Consider the following 18,258-nt stretch of genomic DNA (forward strand, 5'->3'; position numbering starts at 1 on the left):
CTCCGACTCTTGGCACTTCCCATAGGCGTATTGCCATAGTTTGCAGTTGCTCCCGCTGTACGTAAGCAGCCAAGCGATCACGTAGTTTCCCCAACCCACACCCACGGTGGGTTGGGTCGTAACCACTAATTGAATCATCCCCAAGCCTCCGCCCCGGCTAGACCGGGGTGGTTTGCTTGGGGACTCATTTTCGCTTCCACTTTATTTTACTCATTAGGCTTAATAAGGCTTTATCGTGGCTTTTCCGAAGTCTCACTCTGTAGTGTCTTCCATTTCCTGAATAGTTTGTTGTTTATTGCCTCGTTTATTGAGGCTATATCTCTCGGAATGTCTATCAAGACCTCCTCATTCACGCACCTCGTGAACCTCCTCCCATAGATCAACCTCGCCAACCTACAATCACTAACCCTAACCGTTGACTTGTTCCTCCAAGCCCTGTAGGCGTTGGTTATGAATGACCTTATCGTGTCCGTGACCCTAATGCATATTGGGTGGAGCACCGCATCCAGCGCATTGCCCCTTTGCTTCGCGTAGTGTATTAGGGCTATGTAGGATAACTGCCACTCACTGTTTCCAACATAGTAGTTGCTAAATAGCCATGAGTAAATGGCTAGCTTGATGGCTGCCATTTTGATGAACGGCGTGTAGTCGCCGAAGGTTGGTGCCAACCTCAACTCAACAAGGCATGCCGATTTACCCCTCAAGTCGTGGATCAATAGGTCAGGCGAGCCGCATATCACCGCCCTCACCTCATCGATATAGGCGCAGAACTCCGTGAGTGATGGAATAAACCTACTCGATCTCACGCCCAACGCGGTTTCCTTGAGGAGTGCGTGGGCTGTCCTCGACAGTATGGATTCAATGGTTGATGGCCACCTATGGCCTTTCACATGCACAACACCCATTATCCTACTCACGGCATTACTAACCCTCCTGTTTATGGCACTCTTAAGCACGCGACTAGGCACATCACCATTAACTAGGTAATCAACAACCTCATTAATAATCGAGGATAGGAAGCCATCAACACCCGCAATGCAGGGTGAGTTCTCAACCACCACAAGAACAACCACACCAAAATATAAAACCTCACCTCGTAAAGTTAGGCACAGCCCTCACCAACCAAGGACTAAACGTGGTAGAAGAAGAGCCTGGCGATGGCACGCCTAAACGACTCACTCTTCAAGTCACAACACGCCCTGTATGCCTCAAGGAGCAACCTCGCGGGCAGCTTCTCGGTAGCATATGCAACCCCCATGAGTGCGTGTGCCTTGGCTAGTTCCTCGTTACCATCAATCAATGAATAAAGCATGAAAGCTAACTGAGCCCTTGGGTCTATGGGGGCGAGTAGTTGGACTAGGGACTCACAATCAAGCCCGCTTACTAACTTCTTAAATTCGCTAACCAAGGCATTATCATCAAAACCAAGTCCCCTAAACCAGCTTGACTTCTCTATTCTTAAGATTTGTTCACGAAAATCATTAATTAACTTCCTTCTTAACTGCTCAACGGCGGCACTATCTCCCTTGGCTGTCAAGACGGCATCTTTATAGTTCTCTTCCCCTGTTGAACCCATAACTGATTTGCACGCATTTTCCGCATTTTCAAGCCCCATAAACCTAAAGATAAAACTTGATGCGAACTCACTATCTATCCTGTCTTCAAACGCCACGATTAACTCCCAAGGCTCAACAACTAGCACATACTTAAGCTCACCGCCTAACTTATCCTTTGGACTAAGTAGGGCATTGAGTGTTAGCCTGGTCAGGACAGAGACCTCGTAATCAGTCTCCAGCACTTGCCAATGCTCCTTAAGCAGTTCGTGGATCTTCTTAACGTCGTTGATTAGGGCTAGGGATACGAGGTAATTACTAAGTATAAGCGATGCATAACTGAGGTATATAACCGTGAGTCTGAAATGCTCTTTACTAAAGGTCTCCTCGTACAATTGCTGAAACTTCTTAACCAACTCATCGCCAACCAACGAGCCCTTAATCGCCTCAACACGCAATGTCCAATTACGACTAGCTAGGTAGTTTTCATAGACACCGATTTCTCTATCCTCCTTGGCTACCTCATTAAATAGTCTCGCCGCTTCATCAAATTCATCGTTATTAAGTTTATAAAGCGCCAATGCGTGCTTAAGAAACAATGCAGCATCAAGGATTGCAGCCTCGATTGACATCTTAACCGCCCCCTCATTCTCCTCGTCAGTCCTTATTGACCTAGACTCTACATAACTCATGAAGACCTTATCACTCATTAACTCCCGAACATTTCCCCTCATCTTGTTTAGTTTCTCAAGGACCTCATTAACCTTATTAACCTTACTAACCACATCAACACTTAGCCCCCTCTCCATAAGCTCCCTCACATTCTCATGCACTAATGCTGGGGCTAACGCAAATGCCCAAGCAATGAAGCCTAGGCTGGGACTGAGTCTGCCCAACTCATTGAGTATATCAACAACCCTACCAGCCATATCCCTAACCTCCTCTCTATCGAAATACAAAAGATACCTCCCAATCAGGTTGCTGTAGGCGCGTATCGCATATACCATAGATGGGGCGTACTCCTTAACACTATTGCCGTAATTGTTTATGATTGTATTTAACTCATTAAGTATGTGCTTAACCGTATTACGGTCGAGGTTCTCTATATCCGATGCCAGGGCTAGTAATTCAAGATACCTCTGTGGTGCCTTACCGCGCAATGGCTCTAAGGCATGTAGTATTGATTTAACATAGTCTCTTGATGTGATAAATCGCATAGCGAATGATGCTAAGCGTAATGCCGCATCGGCATCAGCGGACTTGATGGGCTTGCCTGACTTAACGGCCTTGGCTATTATTGAGGCTAGCCCAAGACCATAAAACGCCTCAGCACCACTAATGCCCCTACCTCTGGCGGTGTCACGAACTCTACTCACCTCGTCAACAACCTCATCGTACTTCTCGATGAATGCCTCGGTCAAGTCACGTACATAATTATTCTTGATTAGGTACCATATTAGTAATGAGATTTCGTTATCGATGAGTAGGTAATCATCAATTTCACACCCATTTAAGGCATCACCGAGGGACTTAGCAACATTCTCAAGTAGGTCCTTAGGCAAGTCTTCGGGCTTAGGTACTGAGTCATATCCAGCCAGGGCGTGCCCAATGATTAATGCGGTTCTTTTCCAGCAGTTTGTGTATGGTTTTAGGGCGTTTTTGAGTCTCTCGCTAACGAAAATCAACAAGTTACTCTCAACCTCTTCAGGCTTTACCTCACGGCCCAATCCCCTAACCTCCTCTAGGGCCTTTTCATAACCCCAATCCAAAGCCTTAATGAAATCCTCAAATCCATGGCCGATGTACTGCTTCCTCGCCCCCTCTCCACGCAACCCAACCAACTCCTCAAGTGTCTCCTCGATCAAGTCCTCATGCCTTGTCGAGAGCCACTTGGCGATTGACTCTAGATCAGCCTCCCTCAAGTCCTCCAACTTCGACTTAGCTAGCCTATCCCTATCAATGAGTTTCCAACCCCCACCCTCAATCCCAGCCTTCGTTATGTACGTGATCCCCTCGGGTATTGGCCCGAAGGCTGCGTGGAGGATTAGTGATACAGAAACCCTCCTAGCCAGGTCCGTGCTCTTCCCGAGTATTGTGTTCCATACGTAGTTTGCGAAGAATAACTTGGGCTCACCAGCACTCTCCCTCAATGCCTCATTAACTTCCTTAATCTCGCACCTCCTCTCGCGTAGCCAGATGCCGGCGTACTTGGCAACAAGGGTGTAGGAGTCAAAGCCCATGACCCCCTTAACCAAGTCATCACTCACGTCATCACACCCGGAGTACTTCTTGATGACCTCCTTGAGGAACTCCTCATCCCTAAGGTTCATATCGATTATGTAACTTTTAATCTCATCCAGAATATTCCTTAACTCCTCACTCTTCGAAACCTCATCATAAAGCTCCTTCGGAAGGACCACGATCACCCATGTATTCCTTATCTTCAGGAGTTCCTTCAATGTCTTCATGATGCTCTTAATATCATACCCCGTCTCCCCCATGGATTCGGGCTCTATGTAGGCCTCGATTGGTGATGGGTCGTAAATCACTACAAACCTCCTACCAGTGGCCTCAACCAGGTTGTTTAACTTCGCTGCACTTATAGGGTTTAATGAGTCGACACGTATCACGGCATCCATCGACTTATCAAGAACCACGCTACCCAAACCACCGAGGAGTGATCTCCAAGCCACGTACGTGGCTAACGTCGACTTACCAATCCCCCTAGGACCAATAAGCACAACCCTACCATCCCTAACCAACCTACTGAACACGCCCTCGGCAACCTCACGAAACCTACCAACATCGATTAAGTCAGTCACTAGCTCATTTTTAGCGGTGCCCAGCAGGGTTTTAATCCTCGGGACCCCACCCTCAACAATGAAGTTGCCGTAGAGTAAGCCGTTCTCGACATCATTAAGGAAGAAGATACCTATGCCGATCTTTGAACCCTCAATCTTACTCTCAACCTTACGTAGTTTCTCTTCAATGTTCCTCTTGATATTCTCTAACTCCTCCTCAATATCCTCCAGCGCCTCCTCAATCATCTTCTTGACCTCGTCCTCGGTTACGGATTTGCCTGCGGCAGTCTTTACGAAGCGCCTGAAAGTGTCAACGTCCCAACCCCACTTACTGGCTACCTCCTCAACAACGTCCCTAAGCCCCTCATCATCAATGTACCTACTCGCCTCCCTAGCTGCGTTAACTATGTCCCTGAGGCACTCGATGGTTTCATTCTTAGCAATGCCCCACCTCTCCAGCAACCGCCTAAGCAATTTACTAACCAATTCAGCAATACCAGCACCCACTAAACTGCCAATGGGGCCGACACCAAAAAGACCCAGCAAGAAGGCGCCAACACGCTTATCAACCACACCACCAACAACACCCCCCAAATCAAGCAACCCACCCAAGCAAAGACTATTGGGACTAAGTTTTTGAATAGCCTTCTTAGCCTCCTCTAAATCCACGGTAGGGCCTTGCTGATTAGTCACTCAATTGCCGAAAACTCCTGGAGGTTAAAATGCTTAGTGCTGGGGGTAAGGAACGGCACAAACAACCCCGTAGGTACGCTCTCGATGTCTCACTAAAGAAATATAGGTAATGAGTCGAGCATAAAATACCTAGTGCATGAAATCATGCCCATGGCAATCTAAAATCCTTCAGTAATTCCATAAAAATTCATGATGAGTATAATGAAACACGTAGAGTAAGGGAAGGGATTTAAAATCATGATGCCCAACTCATTATAATGAGTTATGAGGAATTGTTCGTTAGACTACTGCTTGAGAATTTGAGGAATAAGCCACGCCAAGTCTCAGCCATCGCCTTCCAAATCTCCTCAGCATACATGATAGCATACGCATTTAGCAGCATTAAATCACCATATATGAACATACTCGTATTACCACTAACGATAGCGTTTTGGATGTGTACCTTGGTCTCTAATTGGTGGTTATTTAATAAAGTCTCGATTGATGAGGTTGCGAAGGACGTAGTCGGTATGTTGCCCGAAGTCATTAAGGAACTTAATGAAGATATCTCCATTGGGGCGTTCATTAATAGAGTTATTGAAAAACTAACATCACCCAACAATAAAATTAGTGTTGGGAAGGCCTTTGCATTATTTGCGGCTATTGCAATTCCTTACATGCTTGCCCTGGTATTCACCCTCCTATTTATTGAGCGTGTGCTCGACTTACCAATAATGAATTTGCAAGGTATGTATTTGGCTATAGCCGTATTCTGGATAGCACTTACTTGCGAGATCCTCAGTGCTTCACGTGAAGCTGAGGTGCGCGGGGGCATTATGGGTATTGCTAAACGTGAGCTTGTCAATAACGTGTTTGATGTTATTATGCCAAGGTTTACTACGTTGGCATCAATAGTGAAAGGAGCCTTTGGACGTAAATTGTCGAAATTTGGGCGTAGATTGTCGAAAATACTTATGATAATAGCGATAGTGATTAACGATTTACTTACACCATCGCCAATCATCAGCTTATTAACCCACGAAAATGAGAAGGATAATGAGACATCCATGGTCACAGCTTTAATTCCCTGTAATGAATTGGTGATTAAAGACAGTAGAGAAAACAGTGTAGACGCACTCGTTAGCGAGCTTATGACGCAATGCATCAAAAACCTACAAACAGCACTCTCAAGCCTTGGGGCTCAACCGCTTTGCGTGGATGAAGCAGTTATAGGTCGTATAGTGAATAACCTGAGGACAATACTGGGGAATTGCTTGGGGAAATGCCCAAATAGTATAAATGTGCGTGAAGAGGCTTGCGATGTCCGTGATGTTGCCGGTGTACCCCAACTCCTCAGCGCCAGGTTACTCCAATGCGTTGCGAAGGCGCTAATCGAATTTCCAGGTTGTATCGAAAATAATGGCTCATTAATAGTCCTTACGCTTTTAATGAAGAACTACGAAATTAAATACCAAGTTTCGAGAAAAATTAAGGTAAAAGGGTACATTTGTAAGCCGCGGAATACAGATACATTAAAGATCCCTATTATAGTGGCCACAGGAATCCACAGGATAAACCTAAATCTCATACTGGCAAAACAGCTCATTGCTGATCAGGCACAAGATGGTAATGCCGATAATGCGCGCAATAGTACTAAAGAGCGGATACAACCACAGCAAACGCCTAATACAACAGCACGTGCCGAGGAAAATAATGGAGAAACTACCGAAAATAACGCTGGCGTGATGACCAACAAGCCACCATAAGAGGTCCCGGGTTCGAATCCCGGTCCCAGAATATGGTTTTAATGTTGATTCTTCTTCTTTAATTAATGTTTGGCTAGGTGATTGATTGTTGGTGGTGTGTTATATTTGTTAGTCGTGGCACTCACTGTTTATGACATCGATTATTATTTTCATTGCGGTTTCGAAGTCTTTGGGTTTGGTGGTGCCTAGCCCTATCCTTATGCCGTTGTCTTTGCCGAAGTATTTCCCTGGGACTACCAGTACATCCTTAGTAAGTAGTTCCTCAGCGAGTACCGTCCCTGTTAGTCCGCGGCAATTTATCTCTATGTAAGTTATTGGCATGTAGTTGCTGTAGTGGGCCTTGGCCTTATTGCCTAGGGCCTTGGTGAGGTTTCTCAGTGTCTCGGCGTTGGGCATTATTATGTCCATGTTCCTCTTCCTGATCCATTCCCTGTTTCTGATTAGTATTGCTGCGTAGCCTAGATCTAGGTTTAGAACTAGGGGTGTTACTAGGTCTATTATTCCGTTAATCCTCTTGATTATGTCTTCCTCGCCTATTACCCAGCCTGCCTTTAGCTCGTTCATTGTGTAGAATTTCGATGTGCTGAATGTGTAGACCATGTTCTCAGTAGGTAGTTCCCTGAGGTCTTCATCCACGAATTCAAGGAATATTGAGTCTAGCACGGCATAGGCGTTTTTGTGCCTTAATATGTCGCTCAATTCCCAAAGCAACTTCTTGTTTAGGTACATCCCTGTTGGGTTGTTTGGGTTTGAGATGAAGAGGACGGTGCCCGGCTTGACATGGTTGAAGGTTTCGGTTAGGGATTCGTGAATCCCAACCTCGACCTGCCTCAGGCCTAGGAATCTTGGTAGGGCCCTTATTGGTTCGTACTCGGGTATCACCGTCACAACCTCCTCAATGCCCAGCTCCTTTAATGCCGATAGCGCCGCGAAGTTTCCCTCCTGGGTGCCGTGGGTTAATGCCAGGTTTCCCCTATCAATGGTGTATAGGCTTGTTAATTCCTGAACCAGATCACCTGGCTCGCCTAGCTTTAATAATTCGTCGAGTGTTATCGGCATCACGCCGCTGCTCGATAAGTTGTATTTGGCGGTGTGTGTCCTAAGCCATGTGAAGTGCCCAATCTCCACGGCATATTCCATGGGTGGTCCTTATTAAGGAGTACCCGCCATGATTTAGGGTATGAATCACGAGGACGGCTTTGTCTTAGTGATTGATCAGGGCACCACAGGAACAAGGGCTGCGCTGGTTTCCCATAATGGCTCAATTGTTGGTTTTGCTTATAGTGAGCATTCCCAAATCTACCCTAGGCCTGGTTGGGTTGAGCATGACCCATTGGAGATCTGGGAGAAGGTGATGTTGGTTATTAAGGAGGTTATTGAGAGGACTAAGGTGGATCCTAGGGAGATTGCTGCAATTGGCGTCACTAACCAGAGGGAGACGACTGTTATTTGGGATCCAAGGACTGGGCAGCCCATTTACAACGCGATTGTTTGGCAAGATAGAAGAACAGCCCCTCAAATCGATTACTTAAGGGCCCATTATATGGATACCATAAAAACCAAAACTGGGTTGGTTCCTGACCCCTACTTCTCAGGGACTAAAGTTTGGTGGTTGCTTGATAATGTACCAGGACTTAGGGATAAAGCTGCCAAAGGTGAGGTTATTTTTGGTACGATTGATACTTGGTTGATTTGGAATTTAACGAGGGGTAGCAAGGACGTACTTACGCCGGAGAGGGGTGGTGCTCACGTCACTGATTATAGTAATGCATCGAGAACCATGATATTCAATATACAAAGGCTTGATTGGGATGATGAGCTGTTGGAAATAGAGGGTAGGATACCCAGGGACATCCTACCTTTACCTAGGCCATCAAGCGATAGGAAGTTTTACGGTTATACAGGGCCTGAAATATCAGCCAAACTATTCAATGGCATATCAATACCTGTCTGTGGTGACGCTGGTGATCAACAGGCAGCCCTATTTGGGCAAGCAGGTTTTGAGGTTGGTGAGGTTAAATCAACATATGGGACGGGAAACTTCATACTCCTAAACATCGGCAAAAGCATCACATACTCAAGGAGTGGCTTACTCACCACTGTCTTTTACGCCACCGAGGAGAAGACTGCGTATTATGCGCTCGAGGGTAGCGTATTCATCACGGGCGCTGCTGTTCAATGGCTTAGGGATGGGCTTAAGATCATAGAGGTGTCTGACGAAATAGAGCCATTAGCTGCGTCAGCAAGCGATACGGGTGGCGTATACTTCGTTCCAGCATTTGTTGGTTTGGGCGCACCCTACTGGGATCAGTATGCGAGGGGCTTGATAATTGGTATTACCAGGGGTACCACGAGGAGGCACATAGCTAGGGCTGTCCTGGAGTCAATAGCATACTTAACGAGGGATGTTCTTGAGGCGATGATCAGCGATGCGGGGTTGAGAATACCGAGGATTAAGGTTGATGGCGGTGCAGCAAAGGACAACTTCCTAATGCAGTTTCAGGCCGACATAACAGGTATAGAAGTTTGGAGACCAAAGGTGTTTGAAACAACATCCCTAGGTGCAGCGTACCTCGCAGGGCTTGCAACGGGATTTTGGAACAGTCTCGATGAAATAAGGAATAATTGGGCTCTAGATAGGGTGTTTAAACCAACCATGGACCCTGAAACCAGGGAGAGGCTCTATAGGGGATGGAAAGCGGCAGTCCAAAGAGCCCTAGGCTGGGCTAAGGAGGTTCCCTGGGCGTACGGTATAGACTAACCATGATATATAATTTATATACTTATAGTCCTTAAATAGAATATAGTTAGGCATTTTTGGCATGGGGCGTCAATATTTACCTAAAAGGAGTACGTACACTGTGCTATCCGCAATGGGTTACTTCCTCGATGGTTATGACTTAAGCGTAATAAGTGTCTTTACATACGCGCTGCTTCAATATAAATTCTGGCCTTACACATCGTTTGAACTAGGTTTCGTTAGTGGTGCAGCATTATTAGGCGCCATGTTTGGTGCGTTAGTATTTGGTCATTATTCGGATAGGCTTGGTAGGAGATATTTGTATGTTTGGGATTTATTGTTCTTTGTTGTTTTTGCTGTGCTCAGTGCCGTGGCTACTAATATGATCGAGATGATAGTGTTTAGGTTCTTTGTCGGTTGGGGTGTTGGTGCTGATTACTCATTAAGCCCTGTGTATGCCACTGAGATGTACCCAACAGGGAGGCGTGGCATGGGTTACGGTTGGGTTTGGTCATTCTGGAGTATTGGCGCCCTCGTGTCCTTCTTAATTGGTTACTACCTATACATATGGAACCCCATAATTGGATGGAGGTGGGCGCTGGGTCTTGGTTCAATACCCGCATTAATAACTGTGCTTCTTAGGGCCACCATGCCTGAATCATCTCGTTGGCGTGTTGCTGTGCAGGGTACTGAGGATGCTGTGAGTGAGGCTAAGCGCTTGTCAGTAGTAACTGGTTTATCCGAGGATGAAATATCAAAGCTTATCCAGATTGAGCGTGAGATGATGGCTAACGTAAGACCTGGGGATTGGGGATGGTTATTTAAGGGTGATTTCAGAAGGAGGACCGTGATTGTTTGGACGCAATGGATATTGTATGATATTGGTTCTTACGGCTTTGGATTATATGCACCAGCGATATTGGCAATGCTTGGCTTTAAGGGCGCCTTAGCAATCTTATTATCTTCACTACTTTACATACCTGGATTCCTGGGCGCCCTTGGAGCTGCATACTTAAATGATGTGGCTGGTAGGAGGGTTTTGCAATTGATTGGGTTTGGTGGATCGGCGTTGGGTATGGTTTTTGTTGCCATAGGTGCATACTTAGTTGGCTTGGTGGCTGTTATTATTGGTGTTATTGGTTTAATACTTTGGTATGGTATTGGGAATTTAGGTCCTGGAAATACGATGGGTCTATATGCAATTGAATTGTTCCCAACTAAGCTTAGGTCGACGTCGATGGGTTCGGCGACGGCAATAACTAGGTTCGTGTCCTTCCTCAGCGCATTTGAATTCCCCTACATAGCGCTTACGCTAGGTAAGCTAACGTTCTTCGAGTTCCTAGTCATAGTCACATTCATAGCGTTCATATGGACCCTCTTCTGCACGCCTGAGACTAAGGGAATACCTCTTGAGTTGATTGCAGTAGCAAGAACCAAGTGTCCAGGTCTTCATCCAAAGCTTGAGATAAGTGCCGTGGGTACTGAGAGGGGGAGGTGAAGCTTTATTACTTATTTAAAATGAAATAGGTGATTTTATATGGTGCTTGTTTTTGGTCATAGGGGTGCCATGGGGTATGCGCCGGAGAATACCATTCCGTCCTTTAGGTTAGCTGTAGAGATGGGTGTTGATGGTGTTGAGCTCGATGTCCACATGACTAGGGATGGTGAGGTTGTTGTCATTCATGATTTCACCGTGGACAGGACCACCAATGGTAATGGTTATGTTAGGGATCTAACTCTTGAGCAAGTCAAGAGGTTAGATGCTGGTGCCAAGTTCGGTGGTAAGTGGCGTGGTGTTTCTGTGCCGACGCTTGAGGAGGTTTTTAGGGAGTTTGGTAGGAGGATTAAGTACAAGATCGAGATTAAGAGGGGTAGTGATTACTACCCTGAAATTGAGAGGAAGGTTGTTGAGTTGATTAGACGTTATGGGGTTGATGCCCAGGTGATATCCTTTGATTATGATGCCTTGAGCAACGTTAGGGCTATAGATAGGGACATAGAGGTAGGCATAATATTCATAGGCAGGATAAGCTGGTTCATCGACGTAGCGAAGAAATTGAACGCTCAATGGCTGCACCCATCCCAAGACCTAATTGATGAGAGAGGTGTTGAGTTGGCGCATAGGCTTGGTCTTAGGGTTGGTGCGTGGACTGTGAATGACGAGGAGCGTGCGAGGTATCTAATGAGTATTGGTGTTGATGATATCACAAGTAATTACCCAGATAGGATTTTACGGGTTACCAGAGCTGGAAAGGTGATTTAGGTATGGGATTTGATGTCGTTGTAGTTGGTGGTGGCGTGAATGGATTATTCACAGCCTTGGACCTCTCCCTAAGGGGATTTAAGGTACTTCTCCTTGAAAGGGGCTCTGTAGGTAGTGGCACAAGTGGTAGAATGCATGGTCTTCTACATAGTGGTGCTAGGTATGTTGTAACTGATCCAGGGGCTGCCGTGGAGTGCATCGAGGAGAATAGGATTATGGCTAGGATCGCCCCGCACGCTATTGAGGATACCGGTGGCTATTTTGTGGCTATCGATAAGGATGATCTTGATTTCCAGGAGGAGTTCATCAGTGGTTTAAGAAGGGCCAACATCGATTTTCGAATTGTCGATGTTAGGGAGGCACTTAGGGAGGAGCCTAACCTTAACCCTGAGGTTAAGGCTGTGGTTGAGGTTCCGGATAAGGTTGTTTTTGCGAGGGACTTATTATTTGGCGTGGCTATTTCCGCATATAGGGAGGGCGCATTGATTGCGCAGAATATGGAGGTTGTGGGTTTTGAACTTAATGGCGATAAAATTGCCAGTATTAAGGTTAAGGATGGCTATACCAATGATGTTAGGAGGGTTGAGAGTGATGTTGTGGTTAATGCAGCGGGGCCCTGGGCTGGTCATGTGGCGTCTTTAGCTGGTGTTGCTGTGGATGTGATGCCGACTATGGGTGTCATGGTTGTTTATCAACGTAGATTAACCAAGAGGGTAATCAATAGGATGAGGAAGCCGTCGGATGGTGACATACTCGTGCCTTACGGCTCAACATCAATAATGGGCACAACTGCGGCCATAATAGAGGATCCCGACAGCGTATCTATTTCCGACGAAGACGTTGAGTTTCTAACATCAGAGGGCTCCCAAATGGTCCCATTGCTCGTTAAAACAAACGTTATTAGGGCATACGCCTCAGTTAGGCCCCTCATCAAGATACCTGGCGTGGATACTAGGGAAGCCACTAGGGACTTCATGGTTATTAAGCATGAGAAACCCAGCAATATGGTCACTGTCATTGGTGGTAAGTTCACCACAGGTAGGTTGGTTGGTGAGAGGTTAAGCGATGAGGTGGCTAAGATGCTTGGTTCTGCTAAACCCTCGATTACCAGGGATTATAAACTATTTGGGGCTAACTTATATGAGGATCTAGGAGAGCTTGATGGGTCTCTACGTAGCTTAGCCCTGAGCTTCAGGGGCAGTATTGATGAGGATAGAGGTAGAGTAGCCGTCCTAACCCTATTAATGGGCGAGGTGGCTAGGGATAGTAGGAGGAGGCTTGGGTGGTTATGATGTCTAAGGAGCTTCGCTATAGTGGGTCGTTTACGGTGAATAAGCCCAGGGAAGAGGTTATGGACTTAATAACGGATCTGTCAAGGGCTGTGGAATGCATACCCAATGTGGTTAATCATGAGGTTTTGGATAGAAATAAGGCCAGGGTTAGGTTTAGGGTTGACCTAGGTGATGAGGTGCCGATAGCGGAGCTCAGGAGAATAACTACGGACGCTACAATAGAGATCGTGAGCGCGGCGAATGATGAGGTTAGGTATAAGGTCGATGGTAGGGCTGCGGGTAGCGCAATAAGTATTTTATTAGTAATAAGGGTCCTTGATAAAGGTGGTTCATCGCAGATTGATTGGGATGCCACGGCCAACTTAGGCAAGTTGCTGCAGATGATGGGTAGGTTCATTAATATTGATTCATTAGTTAAGAAGATATCGGAGGATACGATTAATGGTTTCATTAATTGCCTATCGAGGTGATATATAGTATATTTACATGAACTCTTTAAAACATTGGCAATAATTAACTAACCACATGCAGAGAATTGAGGATAGGGTTTCGCTGGCTACGGGCATTAATGCCTATTATAGGTGTTGGTTGGCGGATAAAGCCATGGGCACGGTTGTTGGTGTTCACGGCTTTGCAGAACACAGTGGTAGGTATAATGATTTTGGTGCGTTTCTGGCGAGTAATGGTTTTTCGCTATGTATGAGTGATTTAAGAGGCCATGGATTAACGGCGAGCCCTAAGGACCTTGGTTATGTTGATAGTTTTGACCTATTCATTAGGGATCTTGAGGAATTTATAGAGTTCGTGCTTAGAAGGACCGGGGTTAGTTCAACCATACTGTTTGGGCATAGTATGGGTGGGTTAATAGTGCTTCATTACCTAGGTAGGGTAGGTAGGGGTATTCACGCGGCTATAACCAGTGGTGCGGCAGCTATTGTTGAGGTTGGTAGGAGTTCGAGGTTCTTATTATCATTACTGAATACATTATCGCCAAGGTATAGGCTCAACCTCCCCATAAACCCGAACTACTTAACTCACGATGATAGTATTGTGAAGAATTACATAAATGATCCGTTAGTTTTTAAGAAACCCACGGTTAGATTGATGTATGAATTAGTTAAGGCGTCAGAATCGGTGTGGAAATATATCGATAATATATCGGTACCAATAATGATGATTCACGGTGCCGAGGATAGGGTAGTGCCACCAAGGGCTACCGAGGAGGTCTTTAATAGGTTAAGGGTTGGTGATAAGGTTATGAGGATTTACGAGGGCATGTACCATGAAGTACTAAATGAGGTTCATAGGGACATCGTTTATAAAGACATACTTAACTGGTTAGCAAGGCATACCCAATGAACGCCATACTCGATAAGGCATGAATATACTACCTCCTAGCAAAGAGTTTGCGCGCCTCAACCCTATGAAAAACCCTGCCTGCACCATGTAGTGGTATATTCACCTTACCGAAGTCGAAGCCCCACTCATCAGCTATGCCCGGCCTGACCTTGACCTTCAATACCTCAAAGACAAATAGTGTTGATTCACCAACATCTAGCCTATTCATGACCCTGGTCTCATAGACGGCTATCGCGCCCTTCCAGGTCGGTACCTTAACCACATCGCTAGGCACTAACTCCAGCCTGAATTCCCTAACCTTATCTACGTCCTTACCTGAGACTGAACCTAGTTTGTAAACTAGGTCTACACTGTCAATGTTGGGCACATTTATTGTAGCCTCCGGGTGGTAATTGAGGCATTGGTACGTGTATGTTTCCCTGTACACGGCAACGCCTATGGTTGGTGGTTCCTCGGATATTGGCATATTCCAGCTCGCTGGCATCACGTTGACCCTACCGTTTGGGCACTGGGTAATCAATAGAATCGTTAGTCTCGGATGAAGCAGTCTGTAGAAGACTCCCTTGTACTCGATGAACTGCATACCGTATAAGTGCAATACCGGTTACTTAATAATTCCCACCTTCATGCCTCAGTAATATTTCGATATTTCATGTGGATTACTCGTTATTGTAAGTATATGTTAGTTTTATCTCGTAGGGTACCGATTATTGATGAGCGATTATGTAATTAATTGTGGGGAGGTTGATGAATCAACCCTCGTCGGTTCATCGATTAGGGAGGCCGTTAAGTGGGCTGTGGATATGGTGGGTATGGGGAGGAGGGCTTTGGTTATTATGGGTGAGCCTGGTAGTGGTAAGACGACGGCGTTACTACTAATAATGAGAAAATTGAGGGGATTGGGGATACCTACAGTCTACATAAACGCTTATAATGAACTCGGCATTAAGTCCGTAAAGCTTGTTGGTTGTGATTATGATCCAAACGCGAGGGTTCTGCTTATTGACGACATTGATGCGGTATTCACAGTGCCTCGTATTTCCCAGGGCTTTGTTAATAAGGTCTTGAATTTTAATGGTTCTATCATTGCGTCACTTACGGTGCCGCTGTTAGTAGGTAATGATTTGGAGTCGTTAGAACACCTAATAAAGTTCCTGCATTCCGCACTAAGGTTCAGTATTGTGTATCGGGATGATGAGCTCAAGATGTTTGCTCAAAGGATTGGGGTTAACTACAGCAATGCGATTATGAAGACCCCTGGAATAATACTTAGGAACTTTAGGAAATGGGGTAATAGGGATACGGTACTAAGTAATGTGCTGAGTGATGGTAATGTGCTCCTGTAACGTTACATCACAGCAATCCTCGAAACTCCTCCCTCATTCTATCAATTAGTATTTTTGAGCAATCGAGTATACTCGTACTACCCATATCTATCAGGTTTATGTTTACCCCATTTATCCTAAATGCCTCCATATCTATCCAGTCGACCTTAAGAAGGTCAGGATTCAAGCTTCCCTGGATAAATGAAGCCGAGAGTACACGGCTCTCGTTTATTACGTACTCAATCGATCCACTCTTCTCGTCAATTCTAACATCGAAGTAATCCCTAAGCGCCTCAAGGTCCTTCCTCAATATGTACACCCTAATGTAGTTATCGCTGAGCTTATTCTTACTTATGAGGTACTCGGCGGCGTCGGTATTTGTTGGTATTCTATTCAGTCCCTTAGTGAGTAGGTATATGTACGTGTCCGCAAGTATGTCAAGACCCAGGTGCGTCGGGTTAATTACGAAATAGAGTGGTAGAGTTATTAGGCCCTCTATTACTACGTTTGTTGGGTTTTCAAAAATTCTTTCAAGGGGGGTTAGTTGCTCGTTACCCACGGTCTTTACCCTAACATCAATCCCATGCTTCCTCATCAATATCTTATCAATATAGGTAACTCTCTCGCCCTCACGTATTGATTTATCCTTACACGTGATTGTCAAAGTTCCCTCACTCGTGCTTATTGATAGGCAGTCGTTGTACTCTGCGTATTTAATATTGTCTACGGTCCAATTATTGATTTTTGCCAGGTCAGCTAGGAGTGTTACGGAGTCCTCAGTCATTACGTAGTCCAGATTCTTGCCATCGACCCTATAGTCATAGGCATTGTATGGGTATAGGTTAATTATATCCTCAGTGCCTAGTGAGAGTATGGAGTCCTCCTTAATAGCCTTTATAATGAATGCCTCCTTGACCATGTCCTCGGTTATCCGCTTAATTCTAACGAGTATTTCCAGCGTGTTCATCTCATTAATGATTGAAATTATAAACTTAAAAACTTATTAAGTACTTTTTCATCGTAATTACGAAAACGGATCACCAGCGTAAGAATTAGTATAACTTATTTAAATAATTGCTTACTAGGCATGTACGTGGATCTCCTGGAGATTAAGGAATTCATGAGGAGCAATCTTGATAAGATATATGAAGTATTTAGCGCGTATGAGCCGTTGATTAGGGTTTCTACCGATAAAGCTGTGATCATAGGCGACTTACATGGTGATGTAGACACATTACTGCAAATAATTAGGGCATACCCACCGGATAGGTGGTTGTACATAATGCTTGGTGATTACGTGGATAGGGGTGAGCACCAAATCGAAACGTTGTACCTGGCATTTAAGTTATTCCTGGACCATAGGGCAACCCTACTGAGGGGTAATCATGAGTCGCCAATAACGAATTACGAGTATGGGTTCTACATGGAGTTATTGAGGAGGTTTGGTCCCTATGACGGAGATCCATTATATGATAAGTTGAAAGATATATTCTCCCAAATGCCCATAGCCGCAATCCTCAATAATGAGTACTTTCTGGTTCATGGAGGCTTGTCCATAGAGCACGTGAGTATAGACAACATAGCTAAACTACCCAAGCCTGATGAGTTGCCAAGCAATGAAACGACATTCCAGTTACTATGGAATGACCCATCAGATTATGTAAAAGAGCATGAACCGAACATAATGAGAGGTCCGGGCACCTACGTCTTTGGCCAGGCGGTGACGGAGAGGTTCCTTAATGAGAGTGGTCTGAAAATGATAATCCGTGGGCACGAGTATGTGCCTCAAGGCTTCAAATGGAACCACGGAAATAAGGTCCTGACAGTATTCACATCCAAGGCAGGACCCTATACGGGCACCAGGACAAGCATTGCAGTGCTAAGTGAGGGCTCATTGAAAATAGTGAACATCGGGTCAGAATCATAAACCATGAACACTCAGTCTGGGGCTGGCACGGTCATTAATCCCCATCAGAAGTGGTCATCACCCACTCTTCCAGTAATGCTGTATGGTAATCCGTATTTTTAAACCCTGTGGGCTACGGGGTGGTGATCGATTAGGTGTATACGAATGATTTATAAAGGGGTTGTTTTATTGGTATTGCTGTAAGGCGGTTACTACGTCCGAATCCGAGAGACCGAGAAGGAGAGGTTTTCAAAGGGGTAGGGGTAGAGGTTCACGGGGTCCTAAGCCAGTCAATGTTGGCGATGTGCTCGAAGTGGAGATAGTCGAGACATCAAAGAGGGGCGATGGTATAGCGAGGGTTAAGGGCTTCGTGATCTTCGTACCAAATACGAAACCCGGCGATAAGGTTAAGATAAAGATAACCAGGATAGGTAGATCGTACGCAGTCGCTGAGGTAACCCAGGGAGGCGAGTCAACGGCACAGCAGGGTACGACTGCCGGCGAAGAGACGGGGGAAAGCGAAGGATTTGAGGAGGAGTCTGAGGAGTAGCGATTACGTAAATTATTAAATCTACAGTATT

Annotated in this window: 15 protein-coding genes; 10 read left to right on the forward strand and 5 right to left on the reverse strand. The window is 45.5% G+C overall.

What is annotated here, in order from left to right; translation table 11 throughout:
- Positions 1–230: 230 nt before the first annotated feature.
- Positions 231–1,073, reverse strand: a complete 843-nt coding sequence (locus B7L70_RS01765; protein WP_081226186.1) for a hypothetical protein — start codon at positions 1,071–1,073, stop codon at positions 231–233.
- Between the two features lie 56 nt (positions 1,074–1,129).
- Positions 1,130–5,047, reverse strand: a complete 3,918-nt coding sequence (locus tag B7L70_RS01770; RefSeq protein ID WP_081226187.1) for an ATP-binding protein — start codon at positions 5,045–5,047, stop codon at positions 1,130–1,132.
- Positions 5,048–5,304: 257 nt separating this feature from the next.
- Here B7L70_RS01770 and B7L70_RS01775 point away from each other — a divergent pair, with 257 nt between their 5' ends.
- Complete coding sequence (locus B7L70_RS01775) at positions 5,305–6,792, forward strand: hypothetical protein (protein ID WP_081226188.1); 1,488 nt, start codon at positions 5,305–5,307, stop codon at positions 6,790–6,792.
- A 108-nt stretch (positions 6,793–6,900) separates the two neighbouring features.
- Here B7L70_RS01775 and B7L70_RS01780 read toward each other — a convergent pair whose 3' ends face one another.
- Entirely contained in the window at positions 6,901–7,920 is a 1,020-nt protein-coding gene (locus tag B7L70_RS01780; RefSeq protein WP_081226230.1) for an aminotransferase class I/II-fold pyridoxal phosphate-dependent enzyme, read from the reverse strand.
- Positions 7,921–7,972: 52 nt separating this feature from the next.
- Here B7L70_RS01780 and glpK point away from each other — a divergent pair, with 52 nt between their 5' ends.
- The 6 genes from glpK to B7L70_RS01810 all read left to right on the forward strand — a co-directional run bounded on the left by glpK (position 7,973) and on the right by B7L70_RS01810 (position 14,446).
- Complete coding sequence (gene glpK, locus B7L70_RS01785) at positions 7,973–9,553, forward strand: glycerol kinase GlpK (RefSeq protein ID WP_081226189.1); 1,581 nt, start codon at positions 7,973–7,975, stop codon at positions 9,551–9,553.
- A 61-nt stretch (positions 9,554–9,614) separates the two neighbouring features.
- Positions 9,615–11,030: an MFS transporter gene (locus B7L70_RS01790; protein WP_238376040.1), complete on the forward strand. Its 1,416-nt coding sequence runs from the start codon at positions 9,615–9,617 to the stop codon at positions 11,028–11,030.
- Between the two features lie 39 nt (positions 11,031–11,069).
- The gene (locus B7L70_RS01795; RefSeq protein WP_081226191.1) at positions 11,070–11,795 is read left to right on the forward strand and encodes a glycerophosphodiester phosphodiesterase; all 726 of its coding nucleotides are present in this window, start codon (positions 11,070–11,072) and stop codon (positions 11,793–11,795) included.
- 2 nt (positions 11,796–11,797) lie between these two features.
- The gene (locus tag B7L70_RS01800; RefSeq protein ID WP_081226192.1) at positions 11,798–13,087 is read left to right on the forward strand and encodes an FAD-dependent oxidoreductase; all 1,290 of its coding nucleotides are present in this window, start codon (positions 11,798–11,800) and stop codon (positions 13,085–13,087) included.
- Positions 13,087–13,557, forward strand: a complete 471-nt coding sequence (locus tag B7L70_RS01805; protein ID WP_081226193.1) for an SRPBCC domain-containing protein — start codon at positions 13,087–13,089, stop codon at positions 13,555–13,557. The genes B7L70_RS01800 and B7L70_RS01805 overlap by 1 nt, the downstream gene beginning before the upstream one ends.
- Before the next feature lie 55 nt (positions 13,558–13,612).
- Positions 13,613–14,446, forward strand: a complete 834-nt coding sequence (locus B7L70_RS01810) for an alpha/beta hydrolase (RefSeq protein ID WP_081226194.1) — start codon at positions 13,613–13,615, stop codon at positions 14,444–14,446.
- Positions 14,447–14,474: 28 nt separating this feature from the next.
- Here B7L70_RS01810 and B7L70_RS01815 read toward each other — a convergent pair whose 3' ends face one another.
- Positions 14,475–15,029 (reverse strand): flavin reductase family protein, encoded by a 555-nt coding sequence (locus B7L70_RS01815; protein ID WP_081226195.1) that lies wholly within the window; start codon positions 15,027–15,029, stop codon positions 14,475–14,477.
- Positions 15,030–15,159: 130 nt separating this feature from the next.
- Between B7L70_RS01815 and B7L70_RS01820 the strand changes: the two genes are divergently transcribed.
- On the forward strand, positions 15,160–15,792 hold the full coding sequence (locus B7L70_RS01820; protein ID WP_081226196.1) for an AAA family ATPase: 633 nt from the start codon (positions 15,160–15,162) through the stop codon (positions 15,790–15,792).
- 7 nt (positions 15,793–15,799) lie between these two features.
- On the opposite strand, the gene B7L70_RS01825 is transcribed toward B7L70_RS01820, so the two are convergent.
- Entirely contained in the window at positions 15,800–16,738 is a 939-nt protein-coding gene (locus tag B7L70_RS01825; RefSeq protein WP_081226197.1) for a hypothetical protein, read from the reverse strand.
- A gap of 126 nt (positions 16,739–16,864) precedes the next feature.
- Here B7L70_RS01825 and B7L70_RS01830 point away from each other — a divergent pair, with 126 nt between their 5' ends.
- Entirely contained in the window at positions 16,865–17,698 is an 834-nt protein-coding gene (locus B7L70_RS01830; protein ID WP_081226198.1) for a metallophosphoesterase, read from the forward strand.
- 160 nt (positions 17,699–17,858) lie between these two features.
- Positions 17,859–18,227 (forward strand): TRAM domain-containing protein, encoded by a 369-nt coding sequence (locus B7L70_RS01835; protein ID WP_081226199.1) that lies wholly within the window; start codon positions 17,859–17,861, stop codon positions 18,225–18,227.
- The last annotated feature ends 31 nt before the right edge of the window (positions 18,228–18,258 follow it).

The sequence above is a fragment of the Vulcanisaeta sp. EB80 genome (assembly GCF_002078205.2).

What these genes read in the sequence shown, in the direction of transcription:
- B7L70_RS01810 (WP_081226194.1), top strand. Translation starts at nt 13,613, where the DNA reads ATGCAGAGAATTGAGGATAGGGTTTCGCTGGCTACGGGCATTAATGCC.
- B7L70_RS01795 (WP_081226191.1), top strand. Translation starts at nt 11,070, where the DNA reads ATGGTGCTTGTTTTTGGTCATAGGGGTGCCATGGGGTATGCGCCGGAG.
- B7L70_RS01820 (WP_081226196.1), top strand. Translation starts at nt 15,160, where the DNA reads ATGAGCGATTATGTAATTAATTGTGGGGAGGTTGATGAATCAACCCTC.
- B7L70_RS01800 (WP_081226192.1), top strand. Translation starts at nt 11,798, where the DNA reads ATGGGATTTGATGTCGTTGTAGTTGGTGGTGGCGTGAATGGATTATTC.
- B7L70_RS01790 (WP_238376040.1), top strand. Translation starts at nt 9,615, where the DNA reads ATGGGGCGTCAATATTTACCTAAAAGGAGTACGTACACTGTGCTATCC.
- B7L70_RS01775 (WP_081226188.1), top strand. Translation starts at nt 5,305, where the DNA reads ATGAGTTATGAGGAATTGTTCGTTAGACTACTGCTTGAGAATTTGAGG.
- glpK (WP_081226189.1), top strand. Translation starts at nt 7,973, where the DNA reads ATGAATCACGAGGACGGCTTTGTCTTAGTGATTGATCAGGGCACCACA.
- B7L70_RS01825 (WP_081226197.1), bottom strand. Translation starts at nt 16,738, where the DNA reads ATGAACACGCTGGAAATACTCGTTAGAATTAAGCGGATAACCGAGGAC.
- B7L70_RS01815 (WP_081226195.1), bottom strand. Translation starts at nt 15,029, where the DNA reads ATGCAGTTCATCGAGTACAAGGGAGTCTTCTACAGACTGCTTCATCCG.
- B7L70_RS01805 (WP_081226193.1), top strand. Translation starts at nt 13,087, where the DNA reads ATGTCTAAGGAGCTTCGCTATAGTGGGTCGTTTACGGTGAATAAGCCC.